A 24268-nucleotide genomic window follows, 5' to 3' on the forward strand; every position below is an offset into this window, starting at 1 on the left:
ATGATTCATAAGCATCCAGAGCTGCAAACGTTCAATGACATTTTTATAGCAGGGATCGAAGGCAGACGTTTTGATGTCGTGATAAAGGATGGGCGTTTTTCATCCATTACTGAAGCGGATCCGCATCAAGTAGAGTCAAATCTTGCAGGAACAGATCTGTGGCTAAGTCCGGGTATTATTGATCTTCATACGCATTTAGCTTGGACAGATTTTGACCACTCTGATCAATTGAAGCGCGATGCCAACGAGATCGAAATTATGCAGGCACAAGCTTTTGAAGCTACTCTTAGAACGGGTGTAACGACTGCCCGTGATGCAGGTGGGATTCTGCCGAGCACAGTGCAGCATCTTGTTCAGCAATATCAGCATCCATTAAGAGTGCAGACCAGTAGCGATATGATTGGAGCAGCAGATGCCCGTGGTCTCAAGCATTTAGAACAACGCATGGCGGAAATCTTTGCTACAGGAGCGGGTTGGATAAAAATCATGGCCACAGGCGGGCTTGGAGCACCTACCGAGAAAGTCGTTGACCCGATCTTTTCCGAAGAAGAGTTCTCGTTCATTGTTCGTAATGCACATGCCCATGATAAGAAGGTACTGGTTCATACCTGGGGCGGAGTGACGATAGACTGGTCCATCCAGGCCGGCGTGGAATCAATAGAGCATGGGATGTTTCTAACTGAGGATCAGGCAGGAAGACTTGCTAACTCGAGGGTAGCGTTTGTACCCACCACATCAATTTATCGTATTGCTGCAGACCCAAAAGGCGTTCTAGCGTTGAACCCGATCATTTGCGACCGAGCTGCCCGCGCTGCCGAATGTCATTCCAAGGCCATTCATTATGCAAAAAGAGAAGGCGTTCGTATTGGATTCGGTACAGATTATGCCACACCTGCACTACATGGCTATAACCTTCAAGAACTGGATACATTGATTGATTATGGCTTAACTCGGAGAGAAGCGTGGCAGGCTGCGACTAAAAGTGCTGCAGATATTCTGGGGAGCGGTAACGAGCTGGGAAAAATTGCAGAAGGTTTTATTGCAGATGCTGTTGTTTTCAAAGTGGATCCATATGAAGCGCACAATGCGGAGGCACTTCGAAGTAATATCATTGCCGTAATTACTGGAGCGAAGGAAGCGGAATTAATCTAGAATCGTCTAAGCTTCTTCTAAAAAACAACTGTTATCTTCTGCAGTTGTTTTTTTACTTTCTAGATAATTAGATGATAAGGGGAGGTAGTTATTATAATACGATAATACATAGATGATGTTTTATGCTTTTGATTTTATATAAAAAACTCTTGCAATGCATCTCCATACATGATATATTCTAAGTCCGGCCAAGAAGTACACATGCCGAGCTCGAAAAAGAAGTTAAAAAAAGAGCTTGACATTAAATAGCCGAACATGATATAGTATAAGAGTTGCTGCTGAGACATTAAACGGCGCCAACGAGAACTTGATCTTTGAAAACTGAACAACGAGTGAGTAGGAAATCACGCAAGTGAAATCCAAAATTAGAGAATTAATTTTCTCGTCAGATGTTTCAAAATGAGCATATCGCTCTTTTCAATACTAATTGGAGAGTTTGATCCTGGCTCAGGACGAACGCTGGCGGCGTGCCTAATACATGCAAGTCGAGCGGAGTCATTTTGAAAGCTTGCTTTCAAAATGACTTAGCGGCGGACGGGTGAGTAACACGTAGGCAACCTGCCCTTCAGACTGGGATAACTACCGGAAACGGTAGCTAATACCGGATAATTTCTTTTTCTCCTGAGAGAAGAATGAAAGACGGAGCAATCTGTCACTGAGGGATGGGCCTGCGGCGCATTAGCTAGTTGGTGGGGTAACGGCCCACCAAGGCGACGATGCGTAGCCGACCTGAGAGGGTGAACGGCCACACTGGGACTGAGACACGGCCCAGACTCCTACGGGAGGCAGCAGTAGGGAATCTTCCGCAATGGGCGAAAGCCTGACGGAGCAACGCCGCGTGAGTGATGAAGGTTTTCGGATCGTAAAGCTCTGTTGCCAGGGAAGAACGTCCGGTAGAGTAACTGCTACCGGAGTGACGGTACCTGAGAAGAAAGCCCCGGCTAACTACGTGCCAGCAGCCGCGGTAATACGTAGGGGGCAAGCGTTGTCCGGAATTATTGGGCGTAAAGCGCGCGCAGGCGGCTATTTAAGTCTGGTGTTTAAACCTTGGGCTCAACCTGAGGTCGCACTGGAAACTGGGTGGCTTGAGTACAGAAGAGGAAAGTGGAATTCCACGTGTAGCGGTGAAATGCGTAGATATGTGGAGGAACACCAGTGGCGAAGGCGACTTTCTGGGCTGTAACTGACGCTGAGGCGCGAAAGCGTGGGGAGCAAACAGGATTAGATACCCTGGTAGTCCACGCCGTAAACGATGAGTGCTAGGTGTTAGGGGTTTCGATACCCTTGGTGCCGAAGTTAACACAGTAAGCACTCCGCCTGGGGAGTACGGTCGCAAGACTGAAACTCAAAGGAATTGACGGGGACCCGCACAAGCAGTGGAGTATGTGGTTTAATTCGAAGCAACGCGAAGAACCTTACCAGGTCTTGACATCCCTCTGAATCTGCTAGAGATAGCAGCGGCCTTCGGGACAGAGGAGACAGGTGGTGCATGGTTGTCGTCAGCTCGTGTCGTGAGATGTTGGGTTAAGTCCCGCAACGAGCGCAACCCTTAACTTTAGTTGCCAGCAGGTAATGCTGGGCACTCTAGAGTGACTGCCGGTGACAAACCGGAGGAAGGTGGGGATGACGTCAAATCATCATGCCCCTTATGACCTGGGCTACACACGTACTACAATGGCCGGTACAACGGGAAGCGAAGCCGCGAGGTGGAGCCAATCCCATCAAAGCCGGTCTCAGTTCGGATTGCAGGCTGCAACTCGCCTGCATGAAGTCGGAATTGCTAGTAATCGCGGATCAGCATGCCGCGGTGAATACGTTCCCGGGTCTTGTACACACCGCCCGTCACACCACGAGAGTTTACAACACCCGAAGTCGGTGGGGTAACCCGCAAGGGAGCCAGCCGCCGAAGGTGGGGTAGATGATTGGGGTGAAGTCGTAACAAGGTAGCCGTATCGGAAGGTGCGGCTGGATCACCTCCTTTCTATGGAGAATCGTTCTCTGCAATGAGAACATTCAAATCGGAAGCTCAGCTTCCAAAACTCAGGTTTAGGCCTGTTACTCACTCGTTGCTCAGTTTTGAGAGTTTAAGCTCTCAAGTAAGACTTGATCCTTGAAAACTGGATACCGAAACGAATTTGCGTTTTAGAACATCTTTTAGCAACTTGTGCAAACAAGTAAATGTTATTAGTGAGATGATTCCAAAGAGAATGTATCGTATGATATTTTCCTGCGGAAAAATCAAGGTTAAGCTAATAAGAGCACACGGAGGATGCCTAGGCGCCAGGAGCCGACGAAGGACGTGGCGAACAACGAAACTGCCTCGGGGAGCTGTAAGCAAGCTTTGATCCGGGGGTGTCCGAATGGGGAAACCCAGCTGTGGTAATTCGCAGTTACTCATTTCTGAATACATAGGAAATGTAGAGGCAGACCAGGGGAACTGAAACATCTAAGTACCCTGAGGAAGAGAAAACAATAGTGATTCCGTCAGTAGCGGCGAGCGAACGCGGAACAGCCTAAACCTAAGAGCTTGCTCTTAGGGGTTGTGGGACGTCTCACATGGAGTTACAAAGGAATATGGTAGGTGAAGAGGTCTGGAAAGGCCTGCGATAGAGGTAAAAGCCCTGTAACCTAAACTGTATTCTCTCCGAGACGGATCCCGAGTAGTGCGGGGCACGTGAAACCCCGTATGAATCCAGCAGGACCATCTGCTAAGGCTAAATACTACCTGGCGACCGATAGTGAAACAGTACCGTGAGGGAAAGGTGAAAAGCACCCCGGAAGGGGAGTGAAATAGAACCTGAAACCGTGTGCTTACAAAAAGTCAGAGCCCTATTAATGGGTGATGGCGTGCCTTTTGTAGAATGAACCGGCGAGTTACGTTTAACATGCAAGGTTAAGCCGAGAAGGTGGAGCCGCAGCGAAAGCGAGTCTGAATAGGGCGAATTAGTATGTGGACGTAGACCCGAAACCGTGTGATCTACCCCTGTCCAGGGTGAAGGTGCGGTAACACGCACTGGAGGCCCGAACCCACGTACGTTGAAAAGTGCGGGGATGAGGTGGGGGTAGCGGAGAAATTCCAATCGAACTCGGAGATAGCTGGTTCTCCCCGAAATAGCTTTAGGGCTAGCCTCGGTATAAGAGTAGTGGAGGTAGAGCACTGATTGGGTGCGGGGTCCGCAAGGATTACCAAGCTCAGTCAAACTCCGAATGCCATATACTTATTGCCGGGAGTCAGACAGTGAGTGCTAAGATCCATTGTCAAAAGGGAAACAGCCCAGACCATCAGCTAAGGTCCCCAAGTGTGTGTTAAGTGGGAAAGGATGTGGAGTTGCACAGACAACCAGGATGTTGGCTTAGAAGCAGCCACCATTGAAAGAGTGCGTAATAGCTCACTGGTCGAGTGACTCTGCGCCGAAAATGTAACGGGGCTAAACACACCACCGAAGCTATGGCTAGATACGTATGTATCTGGGGTAGGGGAGCGTTGTGTAGGGGTTGAAGGTGTACTGAAAAGAGCGCTGGACACTACACAAGTGAGAATGCCGGTATGAGTAACGAAAAGATCAGTGAGAATCTGATCCGCCGAAAGCCCAAGGTTTCCTGAGGAAGGCTCGTCCGCTCAGGGTAAGTCGGGACCTAAGGCGAGGCCGAAAGGCGTAGTCGAAGGACAACAGTTTGAAATTACTGTACCACCGTAATCCGGTATGAGCGATGGGGTGACGCAGGAGGGTAGTGACGCGGACTGATGGATGTCCGTCTAAGCAGTGAGGCTGATGTGTAGGCAAATCCGCACATCATTAAGGCTGGGCTGTGATGGGGAGCGAAAATTATAGTAGCGAAGGTCATGATCTCACACTGCCAAGAAAAGCCTCTAGCCAGGAGAAGGTGCCCGTACCGCAAACCGACACAGGTAGGCGAGAAGAGAATTCTAAGGCGCGCGGAAGAACTCTCGTTAAGGAACTCGGCAAAATGACCCCGTAACTTCGGGAGAAGGGGTGCCCCGGTAGTGTGAATAGCACGAGGGGGCCGCAGTGAAAAGGCCCAAGCGACTGTTTAGCAAAAACACAGGTCTGTGCGAAGCCGCAAGGCGAAGTATACGGGCTGACGCCTGCCCGGTGCTGGAAGGTTAAGGGGAGTGGTTAGGGGTAACCCGAAGCTATGAACCGAAGCCCCAGTAAACGGCGGCCGTAACTATAACGGTCCTAAGGTAGCGAAATTCCTTGTCAGGTAAATTCTGACCCGCACGAATGGCGTAACGACTTGGGCGCTGTCTCAACGAGAGATCCGGTGAAATTTTAATACCTGTGAAGATGCAGGTTACCCGCGACAAGACGGAAAGACCCCATGGAGCTTTACTGCAGCTTGATATTGAATTTGGGTACGATCTGTACAGGATAGGTGGGAGCCGTAGAAATCGGAGCGCAAGCTTCGGTGGAGGCGCCGTTGGGATACCACCCTGATCGTATCTAGGTTCTAACCTAGTACCCTTACCGGGTACGGGGACCGTGTCAGGCGGGCAGTTTGACTGGGGCGGTCGCCTCCTAAAGAGTAACGGAGGCGTTCCAAGGTTCCCTCAGAATGGTTGGAAATCATTCGCAGAGTGCAAAGGCATAAGGGAGCTTGACTGCGAGACCTACAAGTCGAGCAGGGACGAAAGTCGGACTTAGTGATCCGGTGGTACCGCATGGAAGGGCCATCGCTCAACGGATAAAAGCTACCCTGGGGATAACAGGCTTATCTCCCCCAAGAGTCCACATCGACGGGGAGGTTTGGCACCTCGATGTCGGCTCATCGCATCCTGGGGCTGAAGTAGGTCCCAAGGGTTGGGCTGTTCGCCCATTAAAGCGGTACGCGAGCTGGGTTCAGAACGTCGTGAGACAGTTCGGTCCCTATCTGTCGTGGGCGCAGGAAATTTGAGAGGAGCTGTCCTTAGTACGAGAGGACCGGGATGGACGTACCGCTGGTGCACCAGTTGTTCCGCCAGGAGCATGGCTGGGTAGCTACGTACGGACGGGATAAGCGCTGAAAGCATCTAAGCGTGAAGCCCCCTCAAGATGAGATTTCCCAATTAGTAAGACCCCTTGAAGACGACGAGGTAGATAGGTTGGAGGTGGAAGTGCAGCAATGCATGGAGCTGACCAATACTAATCGGTCGAGGGCTTATCCTATACGTAGAATGCAGATTCGTTTCGGATTCAGTTTTCAGGCATCAAGCCTGTAACACGCTTAGAAATTCATTGTCACTTCTGGTGATGAACTGAATTTCACGCGGCAGCGTCTGTTTCACAGACGCATGTTTGGTGGCGATAGCGGAGGGGTTCCACGCGTACCCATCCCGAACACGACCGTTAAGCCCTCCAGCGCCGATGGTACTTGGACCGAAGGGTCCTGGGAGAGTAGGACGTTGCCAAGCACATTAAGCCATTGTTGATTTATCAGCAGTGGCTTTTTTGTTTTTTTTGGACAAGAGTGTTGTTTGAAGGGGAGTACAACATCTGAAGGGGCAGTAATTGAGTGACATTTTTGTTACCGACGCTGAGGTCGATACAAGTATAATAGATAAGTGCAAATAATAAGCAACATCTCTAATACGAAGGAACTACTCATAAATTCTAACTTTGAATTTTCTTGTGTCTTTAGATGCATTGTGGAGGTAAGGAGGATTTAAGGCATGAAACAAACAAGAATTATTAAGATATTAATTTTTTCGTGTATAGTAGCTTTAATACTGGCAGGCTGCGGTACGAAAGCGCCCAGCTGGGATGCTTTTGAGGGTGCGCTAAACGAGAAAAATTTCCCTGTGCCCCAAGAGGCGTACTCACCAGACCAGACTACGACAAACGTTGCTATGGATTATGTGCGTTATTCTTTACCTGGATTAAAGGAGAAGAACGGCATCCCAGAGGAGTATATGGATACTATTAAGGCCTGGGGATGGGTTGAACAGGAAGAGGAGAATACCGATTCATCTGGTGTTTTTCAGAAGGATGGAGTAACGGTTCATTTAACAGTGCATGATGATTATTTTATAGTTATGATCCCTAAAGAAAAGAAGGCCTTAATTAAAGGTCTTAAGACAAAATAAATAATCGCCGTCCTTTATGGATGGCGATTATTTATTTATATGCGAATACAGATTAATCGTAATCTATTGAGAGTAATAGGAGGCATCGGTTGGATTAAACTTAAGCATGCCTTCCTTGTTGCGTTGATTTATTTTGAACAGTGTATAGAGACGGGGCAATAAAAGCCACAAGTGGCAAATAATCAGGGATACTGTAAATGCCGGTGGTGACCAAAAAATAAAGAGAGCTGCGATACAAAGACCAATATAAAAATTATGTAACTGTACTTTACGGAAAATGCGGTAACTAATGTGTTGATCTGGCATGAAGCCAAGCCACGGGATTTTAAATGAGATGGACCATCTTTTTGAAATAGGATGCCCGGAGATTAGAAGTACTGAGCGTGAAATAACATATTGAACCCAGAACATAACCGGAGCAGCTATAATTAAGTAGAGAATACTCCACCAAGAAAGAAAGACTGTCTCGAGCACAAGGACCAAAAGAGGGAGCAAAATATAAACACGCAGCAGAGGTGCCGTTAGATTAATTTTTTTGATTAATTTATATTGATAGAATGTAGCAGCGCCTTTGGTGTTGGGTTCCATATAAAATAGACTAACCTCCTCACAGATTCATATGTTCTTAATATCGGCGAATGAAAGCATTTTATTAAACTATGGGCGAATATTCACCGATATAGGGGCAGCGGAATATATATAATACACGAAACGAAGGATATGAAAAAACTATGAAAAGGTTTAAAATGATAGAAGGTGTATCATACTGTTCTTAAAAGAGTCAAGGTGGGATGGTTATGGAACAGCAAACCGGGCAAGCTTGTATCATTTGTGGGCAGGAAAAAGAAGAAGGTATTGTGATTGTCTCGCATTTTATTTGTGAGGATTGTGAGGCAGAAATGATCCGTACCGAGGCAGAAGATGCTAAGTACCGTTTTTTTATTGGCCAGATGAAGAAGATCGGATTGCAAAAGAACGCTTAAGTAGAGTAACTCTGTTAATTGATGCGGATAAGAGAGCAGTCTGGATGAAAGATATAAGGGCTGCATTAGAGATATTCATATACGGCTTCCTCGTTGTTTAAGCGGGGGGAGCCGTTTTGCTGTTCAGTCAGATGCTTTTATGAGGAAACATAGGAGTTTCTGAATATTTACGTTAAAATAGAAGGAACCCTATGGGAAGGAATTTAATATGAATAAATTACAACGATGTAGGGCACCTGTATACGAAATGCTGGAGCAATATAGAATTGTGGGTAATATATCTTATCATGTGCCGGGACATAAAAATGGAGCGGCATATGATGGCGTAGAAGGCGCTGGGTTTCTAGATGAGGTCATGAAGTACGATGTTACGGAGATTACCGGCACGGATGATCTTCATCATCCTGAGGGAGTCATTAAGGAAGCACAGGAGTTGGCTGCTGATTGCTTTGGAGCAGAGGAGAGTTTTTTTCTAGTTGGCGGAAGTACGGCGGGTAACCTGGCGCTGATTCTAACGGCTTGCCCCGAGCCGGGAATGATTCTGATTCTTCAACGAAATGTGCATAAATCAGTGATTCATGGTCTTATGTTAGCTGGAGTGAGGGCTGTTTTCGTCGAACCGCTGATTGATCCACTCAGCGGCTTGGCAGTAGCGCCGGCGGCAGAAGCTGTTGAGGCTGCACTTGCAGCCTATCCTGAAGCCGCCGCTGTATTTGTCACCATGCCCAATTACTACGGCATGGGCAGTGACCTTGCGCCCCTCGCGCGTATTTGCCACGACAGCGGTGTACCGCTGCTTGTCGATGAAGCGCATGGGGCGCATTACGGGCAGCACCCGGCACTGCCTGCCGGGGCGCTTGCTTGTGGCGCGGACGGCGTAGTGCAGTCCACGCACAAGATGCTCACTGCGATGACCATGGGCGCTATGCTGCATGTTCAAGGGCAGCGGCTCGACCGCGCCCTGCTCTCGCAGCGGCTCGCCATGGTGCAGAGCTCCAGCCCATCATATCCTATGATGGCGTCGCTTGATCTTGCCCGGCGGCTGCTGCACAGCCGGGGCAGCGATGCTTTCACGGCGGGGCTGGCCGCCGTGGATGTCCTGCGGCGCGGCCTTGCCGAGCTGCCGCGCTATGGATTGGTGCAGCCGGCAGAGCCGCTGCACGACGGCACGCCGCTGCATAAGGCGGCGTACGAGACGCAGGACCCCTTCAAAGTCGTCATTTATGACGCCACCGGGGTCCTAGGCGGTTTCGAGCTGCAGCGCAGGCTCGAGGCTAAGGGCTGTGTGCCGGAGATGAGTGACGACCGGCACGTAGTGCTGCTGTTCAGCCTCGGTTCGAAGGCTGAACATGCAGCAAGGTTATTGCAGGCGCTGCGGGAAATAGATTCGGAGGTTACATCCGAATCACCGCACACCGCTGGCATTTTAGAATCTCAAAATATTTCCACGTGGAACAATTTGAATGTTTTACAAATCTCGGTACCCGTTCCCTTCTCTTTGAAGCCGGTGTCAGCCAATGAGGTAGAAAGTATTAATCTTGAACACAGCGTGGGGAGAGTAGCTGCAGAAATGGTAATTCCCTATCCACCAGGCATTCCATTATTATATCCGGGTGAGGTCATCACAGATCAGATACAGCAAAGACTGACTGGTTTAGCTTATGGAGGCGCGAAGTTCCAGGCTTGTGCTGATCCGGTCTTACAGCGTATTAAGGTATACAACATTCAGAAGGGCGGAGAAGTATAAGTGGGCAAAGAAGGTTTCTTCATAACATTAGAAGGGGGCGAAGGCTCCGGAAAAACAACGGTACTGGGCAGAGTAGCAGCATATTTGCAGAATCGGTCCATGCCCTATCGAATTACACGTGAACCTGGAGGCATAGAAATCGCCGAAAAAATTCGCTCTATTATTCTGGATCCTGCCCATACTGCAATGGATGCACGTACAGAGGCATTGCTGTACGCTGCATCAAGAAGCCAACATCTCGCTGAAGTAGTAGAGCCAGCTCTTAGAGAAGGGCTTACAGTCCTCTGTGACCGCTTTGTAGACAGCAGTCTCGTTTATCAAGGACATGCAAGAGGATTAGGTATGGAAGAGGTGTGGAGTATTAACCGTTTTGCTATTGGAAATCGCATGCCCGATCTAACCTTTTATCTGGATGTAGACCCTGAGATTGGATTATCACGGATTGCGGCCAATCAAGATCGCGAAGTCAATCGTCTGGATATGGAGAGTCTTGCCTTTCATCAGAAGGTTCGTGAAGGTTATCATTTATTAATTAAGGCGAATCCGGAGAGAATAGTAGTTCTTGATGCAAACCGCCCTATTCATCTGGTAGAACAAGATATCGTGAGAACTCTTGAAGAGAGAGTATTAAAGGGTTTTTAGGGTGTTTTGTCTAATATAATAAGAGAAGTGGCATATAACTAAGCGTTTGCTTATGAAGTGAGGTTACTACTAAGAACACATTAAGTAGTAATACTCCATAAAACTTTTTTGGGAGGGAATGCGAAGATGAAGTTGATCATTGCAATTATCCAGGATAAAGACAGTAACCGGTTATCCAGTGAGCTAGTAAAAGCCAATTTCCGTGCTACCAAACTCGCAAGTACAGGTGGATTTCTGCGGGCGGGAAATACGACATTTATGATTGGGGTGGAAGACAGTCAGATCGAAGCTGTATTGAACGTTATCCGTAACAGCTGTAAAGTGCGTGAACAACTAGTCACTCCAGTAACTCCGATGAGTGGCACGACGGATTCCTATTTACCGCTCCCTGTTGAAGTACAGGTCGGTGGCGCTACTGTATTCGTGCTTCCTGTAGATCGTTTCGAACATTATTAAGTATAATATAAATGAGCAAGTCATTTACAAAAAAGGGGCGGTAGATAACCTTTGAAGATCAATCCGGGATATAGGCCCTTAAAGAGTGAGCTTCCAAATGCAGAAGGGGCTAATAAGCCTGTTCAGCAGAAATCGTTCTCTGACGTTTTTCAGCAGCAAGGTGAACAGAAAACCAAAGATGAACTAAACCGCCAGATCAAAGAAATACAGTCACAAGGCGACCGTTTATCTAAGTCTATGACCATTCGTGAACTCACCATTTACCGGATGATGATCAAAAGGTTTCTGGAAGAAACCGCTCGTAGAGGCGTTATACTGAAAGAGACACGTGGATGGGATAGACGTGGGCGGGGTAAGCGTTACAAGCTGCTTGAGGAAATTGATGCGGCTTTGCTATCTATGGCAGACGATCTGCTGAATAGTGAGCAGGGCCGAATAGATCTGTTGGGACGTGTTGGAGAAATTCGCGGGTTGTTAATCAACCTTTCTTTTTAAAGTTTTGGGAGGAAATTATGCCTTTTCATGATATAGTAGGCCAGGAGCATGCTAAACGGCTACTCCAAAATGCCTTGCGCAAGGACGCTGTGAGCCATGCTTATTTATTTACAGGACCAGCAGGCAGTGGACAAATGAAGACGGCGCTGATGTTTGCCCAAGCAATTTTTTGCACGGAAAGCAAGGATGACGCCTGTGGCGAATGTCTAGAGTGCCGAAAGGTTGAGCATGGAAACCATCCTGATTTGTCATTGCTGCAGCCCGACGGTGCAAGCATAAAAATAGATCAGATCCGTGAGCTGCAGCGTGTCTTTTCCTATCGATCTGAGGGTGTGAATCCAAAGGTTTATATTATAGATGGGGCAGACAAAATGACGGTACAAGCTGCCAATAGTTTGTTGAAGTTTCTGGAAGAACCGCCAGCTCCGGCAGTAGGAATCCTAATATCTGATAATAGTCGTTCTTTATTGCCGACGATTCAGTCACGGACTCAGCGGATCCCATTTAGTCCGTTAAATCCGGATATTATGCTTCAAGCGCTAGCAAGTGAGGGTGTGCCGATCCCCTTAGCTCGATGTGCAGTATCACTTAGTTCGGGACTTGATGGTTGCAGGGAACTTTTGGAACAGAATTGGTTTGCAGAAATGAGAAATCTAGTGTTACAATTAGCTAAGGAGTCCTTAAGCAAGGGCAGCTCCACGGTATCAACTGCCGGGCAGAAGCTGTTCAAGACTGGGCTCGCTGAACATTTGGATATCCTTTTCAGCATGTTCCATCTATGGTTTAAAGATATGCTCTACTTCCTGTACCGCAAGCACGAAAGTATCGTTTTTATAGATCAGTTAGACTTTATTTCCAGGCATGCCCGTGGGCGCAGTGCGGAACAATGGGTGGCTTATATGGGATATGCTGCAGAGAGTACTAAGAAGCTGCGTTCCAATGCCAATGCCCAGTTGTGTCTGGAGCAGTTCTTAATCCGACTGGAAAGTTAAAGGATTAGCAATGATATATCCTCCGGATGTCGCTTTACCTGGAAGTATCGTTTTAACAGACGAGGAAGGACAAGCATGGATCATCAGGGAGCGGACATGCCCATAGGTTCCTTTTACCGGCAAACAAGGGGGTTAATTTTTGTACAGCGTAGTAGGTGTCCGTTTTAAAAAAGCGGGTAAAATATATTATTTTGATCCACTTGATTTTCCGATTGAACGAGATCAATGTGTTATTGTTGAGACAGCACGTGGGGTGGAATACGGTAAGGTTGTCGTAGGCAAAAAAGAGGTGGAGGAGTCCGATGTTGTACTACCCCTCAAAAAAGTGATGCGTATTGCCGGAGAAACCGACGCACGCGTTGTTGAGGAGAACAAAAGCGCCGCTAAGGAGGCTTTTACCACCTGTTTAAATAAAATACGCGACCACGGCCTCAAAATGAAGCTCGTAGATGTAGAGTTTACTTTTGACCGTAATAAGATTATATTTTACTTTACGGCTGAAGGACGCGTTGACTTTAGAGAATTGGTTAAGGATCTGGCAAGTATTTTTCGGACCCGCATTGAGCTTCGGCAAATTGGGGTACGTGATGAAGCTAAGATGCTAGGTGGACTTGGACCTTGTGGACGAGTGCTTTGCTGCTCCTCTTGGTTAGGGGATTTTGAACCCGTATCCATAAAAATGGCCAAGGATCAGAACCTTTCACTTAATCCGACGAAGATTTCCGGACTTTGTGGACGTCTGATGTGTTGTTTGAAATTTGAGCATGACAATTATGAGAGTGTAAAGGAAGAAATGCCAGCGGTCGGCAAGATTGTCGTGACCTCATTGGGGGATGGCAAAGTAGTAGGAATCAATGCCGGAAACCGTACGGTTCATGTACAGTTGTTTGAAGTGGGCAAAGTTAAGGAACTTCCAATGGATGATGTTGTCGTCAAGTAAACCATATAAGGTTACTTTCGGGGTGGAAACTTGGAGAAGAAAAATATATTTGCACACATGCAGGATATGGAAGCGCAGATGGAAACGATGCGCGCCAATCTTGGAGAATGGAAACAGACGGTAAAAGAACTGATGGAAGCTAACCAGAGGTTAACTCTGGAGAATGAACAGCTTCGCAAAATTTTAAAGCGGGATGCACCTTTGGATCCTACCGTAGATTCTGCGGAGGCGGAAGCTCTTTTAGCTACCGGAGAGGGAACAGAAGAGGTTGTCGGGGAAGGTTATGACAACTTGGCTCGGCTTTACCACGAAGGCTTTCACATCTGTAATGTTTATTTTGGACATTTACGCACGGAAGGTGACTGTCTGTTCTGTCTTTCTTTTCTTAATAAATGAGGATATCCAGCCGTAGGAGATTAATCCTACGGTTTTTTTTGAATTTTAGCCCATAGGCATATGGCTTTGAAGCAAGTTTTTCTCAACAAAACCTTTAGGAGATTATTAAATGACGAATTCTTTTAATGATATATCTGTCCCCTTGTTACCGACGGAGCGGGTGGATGATTTACTAACACATGATCTGCGCATTATTCAAAGTGATGAAGTATTTAGTTTTTCTATGGATGCTGTATTGCTTGCTCGTTTCGCCAGTGTTCCGCCACGTGGAAGAGTTCTAGATCTTTGTACGGGAAATGGTGTAATACCGATTTTAATGACTACCCGGACAAAAGCTTCTATTGAAGGCATTGAAATACAACCTCGTTTAGCTGATATGGCTCGTCGTAGCGTGGCTCTAAATGGCCTTCAGGATCAGGTTGTAATTCATGAAGGTGATTTGCGCGAGTTATATACTACCGCAGGACATGGTGTGTATGATGCAATAACGGTGAACCCTCCTTATATGCCGCTTAATGGCAGTGATCTGAAGCTGAACAACCATCAAGCTATGGCTCGCCATGAGATAGGCTGTACACTGGAGGAGGTCATTCAGGCTTGTGTGCGATTGGTTCGGACGGGCGGAAAGGTAAGTATGGTTCATAAACCACAACGGTTGGTTGATATTATCAGTCTTATGAGACAATATAGACTCGAGCCAAAGATTATTCGGTTTGTACATCCACGTGCCCACCTGGAGGCAAATATGGTATTAATCGAAGCCGCACGTGATGGAAAGCCTGAGGTTCGTTTACAACCACCGCTCATCGTATATAATGAGGACAATCAATACTGTCCAGAGATTATGGACATCTACTATGGTGCTAAAGAGGGTAAATCATGACGATATCATGCCAAAGCAGTTTTCAAAACAAGACTAATACCAGTACTCAGGAGACAACAGGGTCGCTTTTTCTGGTGGCTACACCTATCGGTAATCTGGAGGATATGACCTATCGTGCAGTCCGTACATTGCAGGAATGTGATATTATTGCCGCGGAAGATACGAGACAGACCCGAAAATTACTCAGCCACTTTGAGATTTCACCTTCGATGTTGTTTAGTTATCATGAGCATAATAAGGCCGCCAGTGGACCTGAGCTTGTACGCTATATAATAGAAGGAAAAAATTTGGCACTCGTCAGCGATGCCGGTTTACCAGCGATTTCTGACCCTGGAGCGGATCTTGTAGCCCTTGCAATAAGTCATGGAATTCCGGTGATTCCTATCCCTGGAGCTAACGCAGCGTTGTCAGCTTTGATCGCTTCTGGTCTATCTACGAATACGTTCACCTTTATCGGCTTTCTTCCCCGAGAGCGTAAGGACATCCGAGCAGTATTAAGTCCACTTCGTTCGGCTCAAGGCACTTTGTTGTTCTACGAATCTCCCCATCGCGTAGTTAAGACACTTGCTCATCTTCAAGAAGCATTCGGTAATCGCCAGATTGTGTTGGCACGTGAATTAACGAAAAGATATGAGGAGTTTCTACGCGGTTCGATTGAGGAATGTACACTATGGCTGGCTGAACATCCTCCGCTAGGCGAATATGTTATTGTCGTAGAAGGGGAGAGCAAGGAAGATGCAGAAATCGCAGAATCGGCGTGGTGGCGTCAGTTAAGCATTGAAGATCATGTAGCTCATTACGAAGCACAGGATGTACCACGGAAAGAGGCTATGAAAAAAGCGGCATCAGACCGGGGTGTAGCCAAACGGGATATTTATAATGCGTTGCTTGATAGAGCAGAAGAGTAAGTGTTATAGACGAATTCCTAGAATAACTAAGGATTTTCGGAGCCGTTTCGAGCTTGAATGATTTATCTGCGGGTTAAATGTATTTTGTACAGTTATTTTTGAATTTTTTTATGTATTTGTTCGTTTAGTTGTACTTCATACAGTTATAAAGGTGGAAAGGATTGATTTCACGGAGATATAGGAAATATAAGTGTACAAAATACAATTAATTCGTTTAATGGTAAAAAGCATTTAAAATAACTGTAAGAAATACAACTAAGTATTACTAGTTCCGTCTTGAAGCACATTGCCCTTAGGAAGGGGATAACCAGGAGGGCAAACCCAGACATAAAAAATACCTCCCGCGGTCACGGGAGGTCAAGGAGATATGAAAAGGTTAGAATTAACAATTTGATTAGTTCTATTATATACTATTTAATTTAGTTTGTCACAGGGGTAGGGATGGAAGATATGCATTCATGACAAACTATTTTTCCTTTAAAGTAAGTTACGTTCTCAGCGTTGCCACAGAAAATGCAGGCAGGCTCATACTTTTTAAGCATAATCCGTTCGCCATCAACGTAAATTTCCAGTGCGTCCTTTTCGCCAATGCCAAGTGTACGGCGTAATTCAATAGGAATAACAACCCGTCCAAGTTCGTCTACTTTTCTTACAATTCCTGTTGATTTCATCATAACAATCGTTACTCCTCTCAATGTTCCAAAAACGTCATTATTCGACATTGTTCACTGTTTTATGATACTTATAATACCAACGATTCCCAAATCAGTCAACCTTTTTTCATAGGCTGAATAAGAAAATTTCCATAAGAACTTTGAATGTCCCTATAAAAATTAAGAATTACCCTGAAAGCATTTTGTCGATTTACCAAGACCAAAAATGATACTTTTCGACAAAGTACGACATAATTACTTATTATATACTGATATTAGTTAAAATCATATTAAATTATTAGAAGGAGTTGATCTCATGAAGCAGCCGCTCACGGAAGAAAAAGTTTTCAAGGATCCCGTTCATAATTATATTCACGTACAGGATACGATTATTTGGCGACTAATTAATACAAAAGAATTTCAGCGTTTACGCCGGATTCGCCAGTTAGGTACCTCATATCTCACTTTTCATGGTGCAGAGCATAGTCGTTTTTCTCATTCTTTAGGAGTATATGAAATTACACGCAGAATCATTTCGCAATTTGAGCGCAGCGGGTATAAGGATTGGATTCCAGAAGAAAGTTTGCTTACTTTGTGTGCGGCTTTGCTGCATGATTTAGGGCATGGCCCATTTTCACATTCTATAGAAGAAGCTTTTGAAATGAACCATGAGGATTGGACCTGCCGGATTATTTTGGAGGACACGGAGATTACCGAAATATTGCGTGATGTGGAGGAAGATTTTCCTCGTAAAGTAGCCTCAGTTATCTCTAAGACATATGAGCATGAAATTGTTGTCAATTTGGTTTCCAGTCCACTGGATGCTGATCGTATGGATTATTTGCTGCGTGATGCGTACTATACAGGTGTAAACTATGGAACCATCGATATTGATCGGATTTTGAGAATGCTTCGTCCTTATAATGGGCGGATTGTAGTAAAAGAATCAGGTATGCATGCCATTGAAGATTATTTAATGTCGCGTTATCAAATGTACTGGCAGGTATATTTTCATCCGGTGACGCGCAGCTCTGAAATTATTTTGCGTCAAATCTTCCGTAGAGCTAAAGAGTTGTTCCAAGAGGGATACAAATTTCGCTTTATGATCGCTCCGCTGGAAGATCTCTTTCGAGGAGAAGTAACAGTGAAGCAATATTTAATGCTTGATGAGGCACTGGTACAGACTGCTTTTATGCAATGGACCCTTGAAGAAGATGAGTTATTAAGCGACTTGTGTACCCGTTTTATTCATCGTAAACTGTATAAATATGTAGAGATCGAGAATTTGGATACAGATATGATTACGGAAATCCGCAGCAGTTTTGCGGGAGCGGGACTTAACCCAGAATATGACTTAGAGATTGATTATCCGACAGATTTGCCTTATGATGTGTTCCGTCCAGGAGCAGCCTTCGACAATAATCAAATTTTACTGCTTGATCGGAATGAGCAATTGCGGGAAATTTCAGAGGTATCGGATATTGTGCGCTCAATAAGCGGGATTCATCGTGGCAGATATCACCTATATTTCCCACAGGATAAGCTGAAAAAAGCCCTTACACGGTTGCCCTCTTCTGTAGCAGAGATTTTTGCAAAATAATACAAATATTTATGGAACTATTGATAAAAACAACAAGGAGTGAGCTTTAAAATGTATCTGTTCGACACTCATACACATTTAGATGCGCCTCAATTCGACGAGGATCGCGAGGAAGTTATAGCTCGTGCAGTAGAGGCCGGAGTTAGCAAGATGATCAATATTGGATTTAATCGGGAAACGATCCCTTCAACGATGAAGCTGGCTGAATCTTATGATTATATTTATGCAGCGGTGGGCTGGCATCCACAGGATGCGATTGATATGAAAGAGGGGGACCTCGATTGGATCGCCTCTCTTTGCAGCCATGAGAAAGTGGTGGCCATCGGAGAGATTGGGTTGGATTATTATTGGGATACCTCTCCCAAGGATGTGCAGCAGGAGGTCTTCCGCAAACAAATTGGACTAGCCCGTGAACTAAAAATGCCAATCTGCATACATGACCGTGATGCCCATGAAGATGTCGTACGGATTTTACGGGAGGAAAAAGCAAATGAAATTGGTGGCGTAATGCATTCTTTCTCAGGCAGCTGGGAAACCGCAAAAATGTGTCTAGATCTAGGATTTCATTTGTCATTTGGAGGACCGATCACGTTCAAAAATGCCAGAGTGCCTAAAGAGGTGCTTGCACAGACGCCATTGGACCGATTATTGATCGAAACAGACGCTCCATATTTGACTCCACACCCCTTCCGAGGCAAGCGAAATGAGAGTGCTCATGTGAAGTTAGTAGCAGAGGCTGCGGCTGAAATTAAAGGGTTAACATGGGAAGAATTGGCTAAAATTACGTATACGAACGCACTGGAACGATTTGGGATTGTCTGAAAACAGGAGTAAAACGGGTGAAAAATAGAGAATGGCCGATATATTAAACTTTTTTAATATAAAAACGGCTGATTATTACAATATTTTAACCATATATTTGCGTAAACGTGGTTGAATCGTCCTTTACAACATGCATCAAAACAGGATATCATCTTTTCAGTGATGTGAGCTGTTGTTATTGTGACAGCCATTGATTCATGGATCGTCTCGCTGAGTCTCCGTATGGAGAACGGGGGAACCAATATTGAACTGCCGCATGCCTGTATCTTGAATACGACTAGGAATTGCCGCAGAACAATATTTGATTTCTTCACGTGGTCTTTGGGGTGAATTTAAGGGCAACCGCCGTGAGCGGGTGACCTGAAATAGGGCGTCTCTCTTTCGTCCGAACCCGACAGCTAACCCCGTAAGCGCAAGTAAGAGAGGCAACCTCGTGCACAAACATTCCCGCGTATTCTGACATCGGAGAAGCCACGAAAGAGTCCTCAAGAGAACTCTTTTTAGGCTTCTTTATTTTTGAATAAACTGAATGTTGCCCGCATACTGTTATATAACAGGTGTGGGAGTAGCTGTGCCGAGCAGGCGATCCATGAGCAGGAGACGCTAAGTTAATACGTGCGTATCCTGTGACAATCTCAAATAGTTTCGTCAAAGAAATTCAGTCCTCATGATATACAAATTGACGACGAGGCTATGTAAGGAGGATGGAGAGAATGGGCTTATTCCAACCAGAGGTATCCCATGATTCGCAGTCATCCAGCAGGTCTTTCGCATTACGGTGGGAGCAAGTAAATACTCGCGTACTTTTACTTGCAGGTGTGATTTCAATCGCAATCGCGCTGTTAATTCTGCTGTACGTACACGGTCAAAGTAATAAACAATTAGTTTTAGTAATAGACGGGCAAACACAGACACTTGAAACGCGAGAAGCACTTCTTGGTGATGTGTTGGAGAAAGAGCAAATTTCGCTGCAGCCGCATGATGAATTATCTTTAGGTCTGAGTGATGAAATAAAAGACGGTGACCGTGTCGTTATCAATCGTGCGCAGAAATTTAGCCTTACTGCGGACGGAGCAACAAAAACGTTATATACGACCGAAGACACTATCGGTCAAGCGATTGACAAACTGGGTATCAACCTAGAAGGCTATGATAAGATTTTTCCTTCGTTAGACACCACCATCTCTGCTGACATGGAGATTAAGATCGTTCGTATCAACAAGCAAACGGTACAGCGAACAACTAACTTACCTTTCCGTGTTATTAAGACAGCAGATCCCTCCCTTACTGTGGGAACAGTTAGAGTGGCACAGGCAGGCAAACCAGGCGTCATGGTTCAGCATATTGAAAAGATCTATCAAGACGGAGAACTGGCCTCTATGCGCATGATCGGCAAGGAAGTACAAACGGTAACAAAAGATAAGATCATTGCCGTTGGTACTAAAGCACTTCCTAAGCCTACTGTAGTTGCTAAAGCTACAACAACTTCCAAATCAAGCACTACCTCCAAAACGACTAAAGTTAGCGCTAAGACTAAGAACGTCACAAGCAAGGCTGGCGTAGACTTTGAGTACAAGAAGATGATTAAGAACGTCTCCATGACAGCTTATTCGTCAGAAGAGCCAGGGATAGGTACTAAAACTGCCTCCGGAACACGCGTAACGGAAGGTCGTACAATTGCAGTAGATCCGAATGTAATTCCTATTGGCTGGTGGGTTTATATCGATGGGCTTGGATTCCGCCGTGCAGAGGATACTGGCGGTGCCATTAAAGGCAATAAAGTGGATGTCTATTATGATTCCCTGAGCCATGCTCGTAATTTCGGCCGTAAATCACGTACCGTTTATGTGATTGGACCTGTGAAACCAGAGCTTAACTAGAACTGAAGCTTTTGCAAAAAATCCTTTGATAAGCTATAGTGATGATAACCGTTAAGGAACGCTGGATGATCATTTCGTTGATCGCAGAGCAACCGCTCATCACTTATACATTCTTTAACCAAAAGAAGAGGAGCGAATCCTCTTCTTTTTGCTTTTTTTGGAAGGAGTCAAGAAATATGATTAAGGAATTAATCGTCGTTGAAGGCAAAAGCGATACCGTAGCCATTAAGCGTGCTGTAGAAGCGGATACCATTGAGACAGGCGGCTCTGCTGTAAACCGGACTGTAATTGCTAAGATCGCGCTTGCTATGGAACGTAGAGGGGTTATTATTCTTACGGACCCGGACCATGCTGGGGAGCGAATTCGTAAAATCGTTTCAGCGAAGGTGCCGGGCTGCAAGCATGCTTTTATTCCAGAGAAGGACGCAACTCGAAAAGGGGATATCGGTGTAGAGAATGCATCGCCAGAGGCGATTCGTCATGCGCTGCGTAATGTACATACCTCTTTTGAAGGAGCACCTGCTTTGATTGGTATTGATGATCTTATGGCCGCTGGAATGCTTGTACACCCTCGGGCTGCTGAAAGACGTATGGCGCTTGGTAATTTGCTTGGAATCGGATATTGTAACGGCAAACAGCTGTACAAGCGGCTGGCGATGTTTGGGATTACGCGGGAGGAATTTGCCGGGGCTCTCGCCCAAATTGATCAGGGAGGCATTACTTCATGAGTGGTAGAGAGGAAATTTCGACTCCAAAACGGACCAAAGAGATTATTCAACGTTATGGATTCAAGTTCAAGAAAAGCCTGGGACAGAATTTTTTGATTGATCAAAATATTTTGGACAAGATTGTAGACGCTGCTGGACTAGATAGCGATTCTGGGGCGCTGGAGATCGGGCCGGGAATTGGAGCGCTGACGGAGCGTCTGGCACTAACAGCGGGTGCTGTAACTGCCGTAGAGATTGACCGTAGACTGATTCCAATATTAAAAGACGTACTTTCCCCCTATCCCCATGTTAAGGTTCGTAACGATGATGTCCTCAATGTGAACTTGCAGGAAATGTTCAAGGAAGATTTCACCACTGTGAACAAGGTCAGTGTGGTTGCTAACCTGCCTTATTATGTGACTACTCCGATTCTGATGAAGCTGCTCGAAGAGAAGCTTCCCCTTGATAACATCGTTGTAATGATTCAGAAGGAGGTTGCGGAGCGTATGGCTGCATCTCCAGGTGGAAAGGAATACGGAAGTCTTAGCATTGCCGTGCAGTACTACAGCGAGCCTGAGCTCGTCTGTATCGTGCCACGTACGGTATTCATCCCTCAACCTAATGTGGAGTCTGCTGTTATCCGTCTGAAGGTTAGAGAGCATCCTCCGGTAAAGGTGGAGAGTGAGAAGCATTTCTTTGAAGTGGTTCACGCTTCTTTCACACAGCGCCGCAAGACGATTGCTAACAATCTGAAGGCTCGTTACTTCCCTGAACAAGGACGTGAGCAGCTGGAGGCTTTACTCGCAGAAGCGGGTATTGAACCGACCCGTCGCGGAGAAACACTCAGTCTTGAAGAATACGCCCGCTTAAGCAGTGTTTTGCTAGCCGCTGGAATTGAATAAGCAATAAGAAACGGTTGTTGTCTTAAAGGACGACAACCGTTTCTCGTAGAAATATAAGGATGTTATTTTGGTGGAGCATTATACATTCTTATATTTTAAAAATATGGCGAGTTATGAACCAACTGAGGCCTTTGCCCATACGATGGGGTAGAGGTGGTGGTTGTAATGAATTTAGGAGACTTGGTCGTTCGCAAATCTTATGGCGGTGATTTAACATTTCGTGTAGATAATATCGTGCAGGATAGAGCCGTCATTAAAGGCACAGATTTCCGCCTGTTGGCGGATTCTCCTCTGGATGACCTGGTTCAAGTGCCTCCTACCCGAATAACGGAACGGGGACAGCAAGCACAGATCAAAGCGAAGGAATCACTGACACAGCTGCGGAAGGACCGTCAGGAGCAAAGTCAGCGGAGCGGGGGAACCCTAACAGAGGGGACATGGGCTCCACCGTCCAAGGAAGCTCCTTATTTTGAAGTGCCAGGTAAAGTACTGCATCTGGATGGCGATCCGGCATATTTGAATAAGAGCCTTAGCTTATACGAGCAGCTGCGGATTCCCGCTGAAGGGCATCATGTTCATGAATCTGCAATGGCTGATACGTTATACCGGCTGTTGCCCCGTGTACGCCCAGATATTGTAGTGATCACTGGTCATGATGGGGTACTGAAGCAACAGCATACTTACGATCTGTATAGTCTGAATAGCTATAAAAATTCGCAAAACTTTATAGCTGCTATTAGGGTAGCTAGGGAGTATGAGCGGAATTTTGATGCGTTGACTATTGTTGCCGGTGCTTGCCAATCTCATTTCGAGGCCTTACTTGGAGCTGGAGCTAATTTTGCCAGTTCACCTGGTCGAATTTTGATCCATGCTCTGGATCCCGTGTATGTAGCAGCAAAATCATCCTTTACTTCCATCAGGGATACTGTAAATCTTAGCGATGTTCTGAATAATACCATCAGCGGCAATCAGGGTATTGGTGGTGTTGAGACCCGTGGCAGCTTCCGCATCGGAATGCCGCGACTGCAGAATCTGTCGGCGCTAAAAGTGACACCATCAGCCATTTAAGCGGCAGAGATAGGTCTATGGTGTCAGGAATATAGGTAATTTGAATGGGCTGAATAGAATATCCGAAAGAAAGGGTGAGCGCTGAGCTTAACCCTTTCTTTTTTTCTTTGTAATGCCTATATTACAGATAACAAGGATATTAGTCCGGCGCTGATTTCTCGCAAAAAAATTCCGTTGACAACGAAATATGCATCAACTATAATTAATTATTTATTTGCTTTGACATTGTCCTGAAAAAGTTGTATAATGGACAAGAAAAGAGGTGGTCGTCAGGTAATGGCTAATAACGCGCTGTTGGAAATCAAACGCAGTCTTGAAGCTCACGTCGGTCATAAGATCACATTGCGTGCAAACGGAGGTCGTCGTAAAACCGTTGAACGCACAGGTGTCCTGGAAGAAACGTACCCTTCTGTATTTATTGTCAAACTGGATCAGGAGCAGCAAACTTTTAAGCGAGTCTCCTATAGCTATGCCGATATACTTACTGAATCTGTGGAAATCACAGTTTGTGAAGACGATGGGCAGATGCGGATTATGTATATTAAAGCTTAATGTTTCACGAACAGTCTCCCTTGGAGGCTGTTTTTTGTTTGCGTTTTTTGGGACAAATATTTGGTGCATGATCCGTGTGCTAAGCAAGCATACTAATTGGGCAACGGGTTAATCATTTATTTTCATAAGGGAGGAATTCCGTAATGAGCCGCAGAAAACGAGGCATGATGTCGGAGGAATTGAAGACAGAGTTAGCCAAGGAGCTGGGTTTTTATGAAACCGTGGAACGTGAGGGCTGGGGTGGAATTACAACTCAAGACGCTGGCAACATGGTGAAAAAAGCGATACAGCTTGCTGAACAGGCTGCGCGGAAATCTTAAATTTTAGGCTATAAAGTGAATATTACTGAAAAAGGGTGCGTCTAAATGGCGACACCCTTTTATTATTGGACTTCATTAGAAGTTT

General features: G+C 45.8%; 22 protein-coding genes, 3 rRNA genes and 1 riboswitch. Of the genes, 23 read left to right on the plus strand and 2 right to left on the minus strand.

Going from position 1 to position 24268, the window contains the following annotated elements; translation table 11 throughout:
* The 5 genes from MHI25_RS00095 (at position 1) to MHI25_RS00115 (ending at position 7237) form a co-directional block, all read left to right on the plus strand.
* Positions 1-1152: an amidohydrolase family protein gene (locus tag MHI25_RS00095; RefSeq protein WP_340394789.1), complete on the plus strand. Its 1152-nt coding sequence runs from the start codon at positions 1-3 to the stop codon at positions 1150-1152.
* A 424-nt stretch (positions 1153-1576) separates the two neighbouring features.
* A 16S ribosomal RNA gene (locus MHI25_RS00100) occupies positions 1577-3133 on the plus strand.
* 261 nt (positions 3134-3394) lie between these two features.
* A 23S ribosomal RNA gene (locus tag MHI25_RS00105) occupies positions 3395-6320 on the plus strand.
* A gap of 128 nt (positions 6321-6448) precedes the next feature.
* Positions 6449-6565, plus strand: a 5S ribosomal RNA gene (gene rrf / locus MHI25_RS00110).
* Together the 16S, 23S and 5S rRNA genes form the textbook arrangement of a ribosomal RNA operon.
* Positions 6566-6823: 258 nt before the next feature.
* On the plus strand, positions 6824-7237 hold the full coding sequence (locus tag MHI25_RS00115; RefSeq protein WP_036678856.1) for a hypothetical protein: 414 nt from the start codon (positions 6824-6826) through the stop codon (positions 7235-7237).
* A gap of 63 nt (positions 7238-7300) precedes the next feature.
* On the opposite strand, the gene MHI25_RS00120 is transcribed toward MHI25_RS00115, so the two are convergent.
* Positions 7301-7825 (minus strand): hypothetical protein, encoded by a 525-nt coding sequence (locus MHI25_RS00120; RefSeq protein ID WP_076130063.1) that lies wholly within the window; start codon positions 7823-7825, stop codon positions 7301-7303.
* Positions 7826-8034: 209 nt separating this feature from the next.
* On the opposite strand from MHI25_RS00120, the gene MHI25_RS00125 reads away from it, so the two are divergent.
* The 10 genes from MHI25_RS00125 (at position 8035) to rsmI (ending at position 15679) form a co-directional block, all read left to right on the plus strand.
* Positions 8035-8220 (plus strand): sigma factor G inhibitor Gin, encoded by a 186-nt coding sequence (locus MHI25_RS00125; RefSeq protein WP_036678851.1) that lies wholly within the window; start codon positions 8035-8037, stop codon positions 8218-8220.
* A gap of 208 nt (positions 8221-8428) precedes the next feature.
* On the plus strand, positions 8429-9967 hold the full coding sequence (locus MHI25_RS00130; protein ID WP_340394790.1) for an aminotransferase class I/II-fold pyridoxal phosphate-dependent enzyme: 1539 nt from the start codon (positions 8429-8431) through the stop codon (positions 9965-9967).
* The gene (tmk, locus tag MHI25_RS00135; RefSeq protein ID WP_036678846.1) at positions 9968-10609 is read left to right on the plus strand and encodes a dTMP kinase; all 642 of its coding nucleotides are present in this window, start codon (positions 9968-9970) and stop codon (positions 10607-10609) included. It begins immediately after the preceding gene.
* 126 nt (positions 10610-10735) lie between these two features.
* Complete coding sequence (locus tag MHI25_RS00140; protein WP_036678844.1) at positions 10736-11065, plus strand: cyclic-di-AMP receptor; 330 nt, start codon at positions 10736-10738, stop codon at positions 11063-11065.
* Positions 11066-11116: 51 nt separating this feature from the next.
* Positions 11117-11560, plus strand: a complete 444-nt coding sequence (locus MHI25_RS00145) for a YaaR family protein (RefSeq protein WP_036678842.1) — start codon at positions 11117-11119, stop codon at positions 11558-11560.
* Between the two features lie 17 nt (positions 11561-11577).
* Positions 11578-12552 (plus strand): DNA polymerase III subunit delta', encoded by a 975-nt coding sequence (gene holB / locus MHI25_RS00150; protein ID WP_340394791.1) that lies wholly within the window; start codon positions 11578-11580, stop codon positions 12550-12552.
* A 139-nt stretch (positions 12553-12691) separates the two neighbouring features.
* A complete protein-coding gene (locus MHI25_RS00155) occupies positions 12692-13492 on the plus strand; it encodes a stage 0 sporulation family protein (RefSeq protein ID WP_036678838.1) in 801 nt (266 codons plus the stop codon).
* Positions 13493-13522: 30 nt separating this feature from the next.
* On the plus strand, positions 13523-13888 hold the full coding sequence (gene yabA, locus MHI25_RS00160) for a DNA replication initiation control protein YabA (RefSeq protein WP_036678835.1): 366 nt from the start codon (positions 13523-13525) through the stop codon (positions 13886-13888).
* 109 nt (positions 13889-13997) lie between these two features.
* Positions 13998-14771: a tRNA1(Val) (adenine(37)-N6)-methyltransferase gene (locus MHI25_RS00165; protein ID WP_036678833.1), complete on the plus strand. Its 774-nt coding sequence runs from the start codon at positions 13998-14000 to the stop codon at positions 14769-14771.
* Positions 14768-15679: a 16S rRNA (cytidine(1402)-2'-O)-methyltransferase gene (rsmI, locus tag MHI25_RS00170; protein WP_036678832.1), complete on the plus strand. Its 912-nt coding sequence runs from the start codon at positions 14768-14770 to the stop codon at positions 15677-15679. Before MHI25_RS00165 ends, rsmI begins: the two co-directional genes overlap by 4 nt.
* Positions 15680-16098: 419 nt before the next feature.
* Here the strand turns inward: rsmI and MHI25_RS00175 are convergent, their stop codons facing one another.
* The gene (locus tag MHI25_RS00175) at positions 16099-16353 is read right to left on the minus strand and encodes an AbrB/MazE/SpoVT family DNA-binding domain-containing protein (RefSeq protein ID WP_036678829.1); all 255 of its coding nucleotides are present in this window, start codon (positions 16351-16353) and stop codon (positions 16099-16101) included.
* Positions 16354-16648: 295 nt separating this feature from the next.
* On the opposite strand from MHI25_RS00175, the gene MHI25_RS00180 reads away from it, so the two are divergent.
* The 8 genes from MHI25_RS00180 to MHI25_RS00215 all read left to right on the plus strand — a co-directional run bounded on the left by MHI25_RS00180 (position 16649) and on the right by MHI25_RS00215 (position 24183).
* Positions 16649-17932, plus strand: coding sequence for an HD domain-containing protein (locus tag MHI25_RS00180; RefSeq protein WP_076186801.1), 1284 nt, complete (start codon positions 16649-16651; stop codon positions 17930-17932).
* A 51-nt stretch (positions 17933-17983) separates the two neighbouring features.
* On the plus strand, positions 17984-18754 hold the full coding sequence (locus MHI25_RS00185) for a TatD family hydrolase (protein ID WP_076179633.1): 771 nt from the start codon (positions 17984-17986) through the stop codon (positions 18752-18754).
* Positions 18755-18952: 198 nt separating this feature from the next.
* Positions 18953-19182: riboswitch (cyclic di-AMP (ydaO/yuaA leader) on the plus strand.
* A gap of 285 nt (positions 19183-19467) precedes the next feature.
* On the plus strand, positions 19468-20634 hold the full coding sequence (locus tag MHI25_RS00190) for a 3D domain-containing protein (protein WP_076105834.1): 1167 nt from the start codon (positions 19468-19470) through the stop codon (positions 20632-20634).
* A 176-nt stretch (positions 20635-20810) separates the two neighbouring features.
* Entirely contained in the window at positions 20811-21362 is a 552-nt protein-coding gene (gene rnmV / locus MHI25_RS00195; RefSeq protein WP_036678817.1) for a ribonuclease M5, read from the plus strand.
* Entirely contained in the window at positions 21359-22243 is an 885-nt protein-coding gene (rsmA, locus tag MHI25_RS00200; protein ID WP_076138498.1) for a 16S rRNA (adenine(1518)-N(6)/adenine(1519)-N(6))-dimethyltransferase RsmA, read from the plus strand. Before rnmV ends, rsmA begins: the two co-directional genes overlap by 4 nt.
* A gap of 165 nt (positions 22244-22408) precedes the next feature.
* Positions 22409-23311, plus strand: coding sequence for a sporulation peptidase YabG (gene yabG / locus MHI25_RS00205; RefSeq protein WP_036678813.1), 903 nt, complete (start codon positions 22409-22411; stop codon positions 23309-23311).
* Between the two features lie 276 nt (positions 23312-23587).
* On the plus strand, positions 23588-23863 hold the full coding sequence (locus MHI25_RS00210; RefSeq protein ID WP_019914493.1) for a Veg family protein: 276 nt from the start codon (positions 23588-23590) through the stop codon (positions 23861-23863).
* Between the two features lie 143 nt (positions 23864-24006).
* Positions 24007-24183, plus strand: coding sequence for a small, acid-soluble spore protein, alpha/beta type (locus MHI25_RS00215; RefSeq protein ID WP_036678812.1), 177 nt, complete (start codon positions 24007-24009; stop codon positions 24181-24183).
* The last annotated feature ends 85 nt before the right edge of the window (positions 24184-24268 follow it).

Source organism: Paenibacillus sp. FSL E2-0177 (assembly GCF_037992975.1).
Lineage (GTDB): Bacteria > Bacillota > Bacilli > Paenibacillales > Paenibacillaceae > Paenibacillus_AQ > Paenibacillus_AQ odorifer.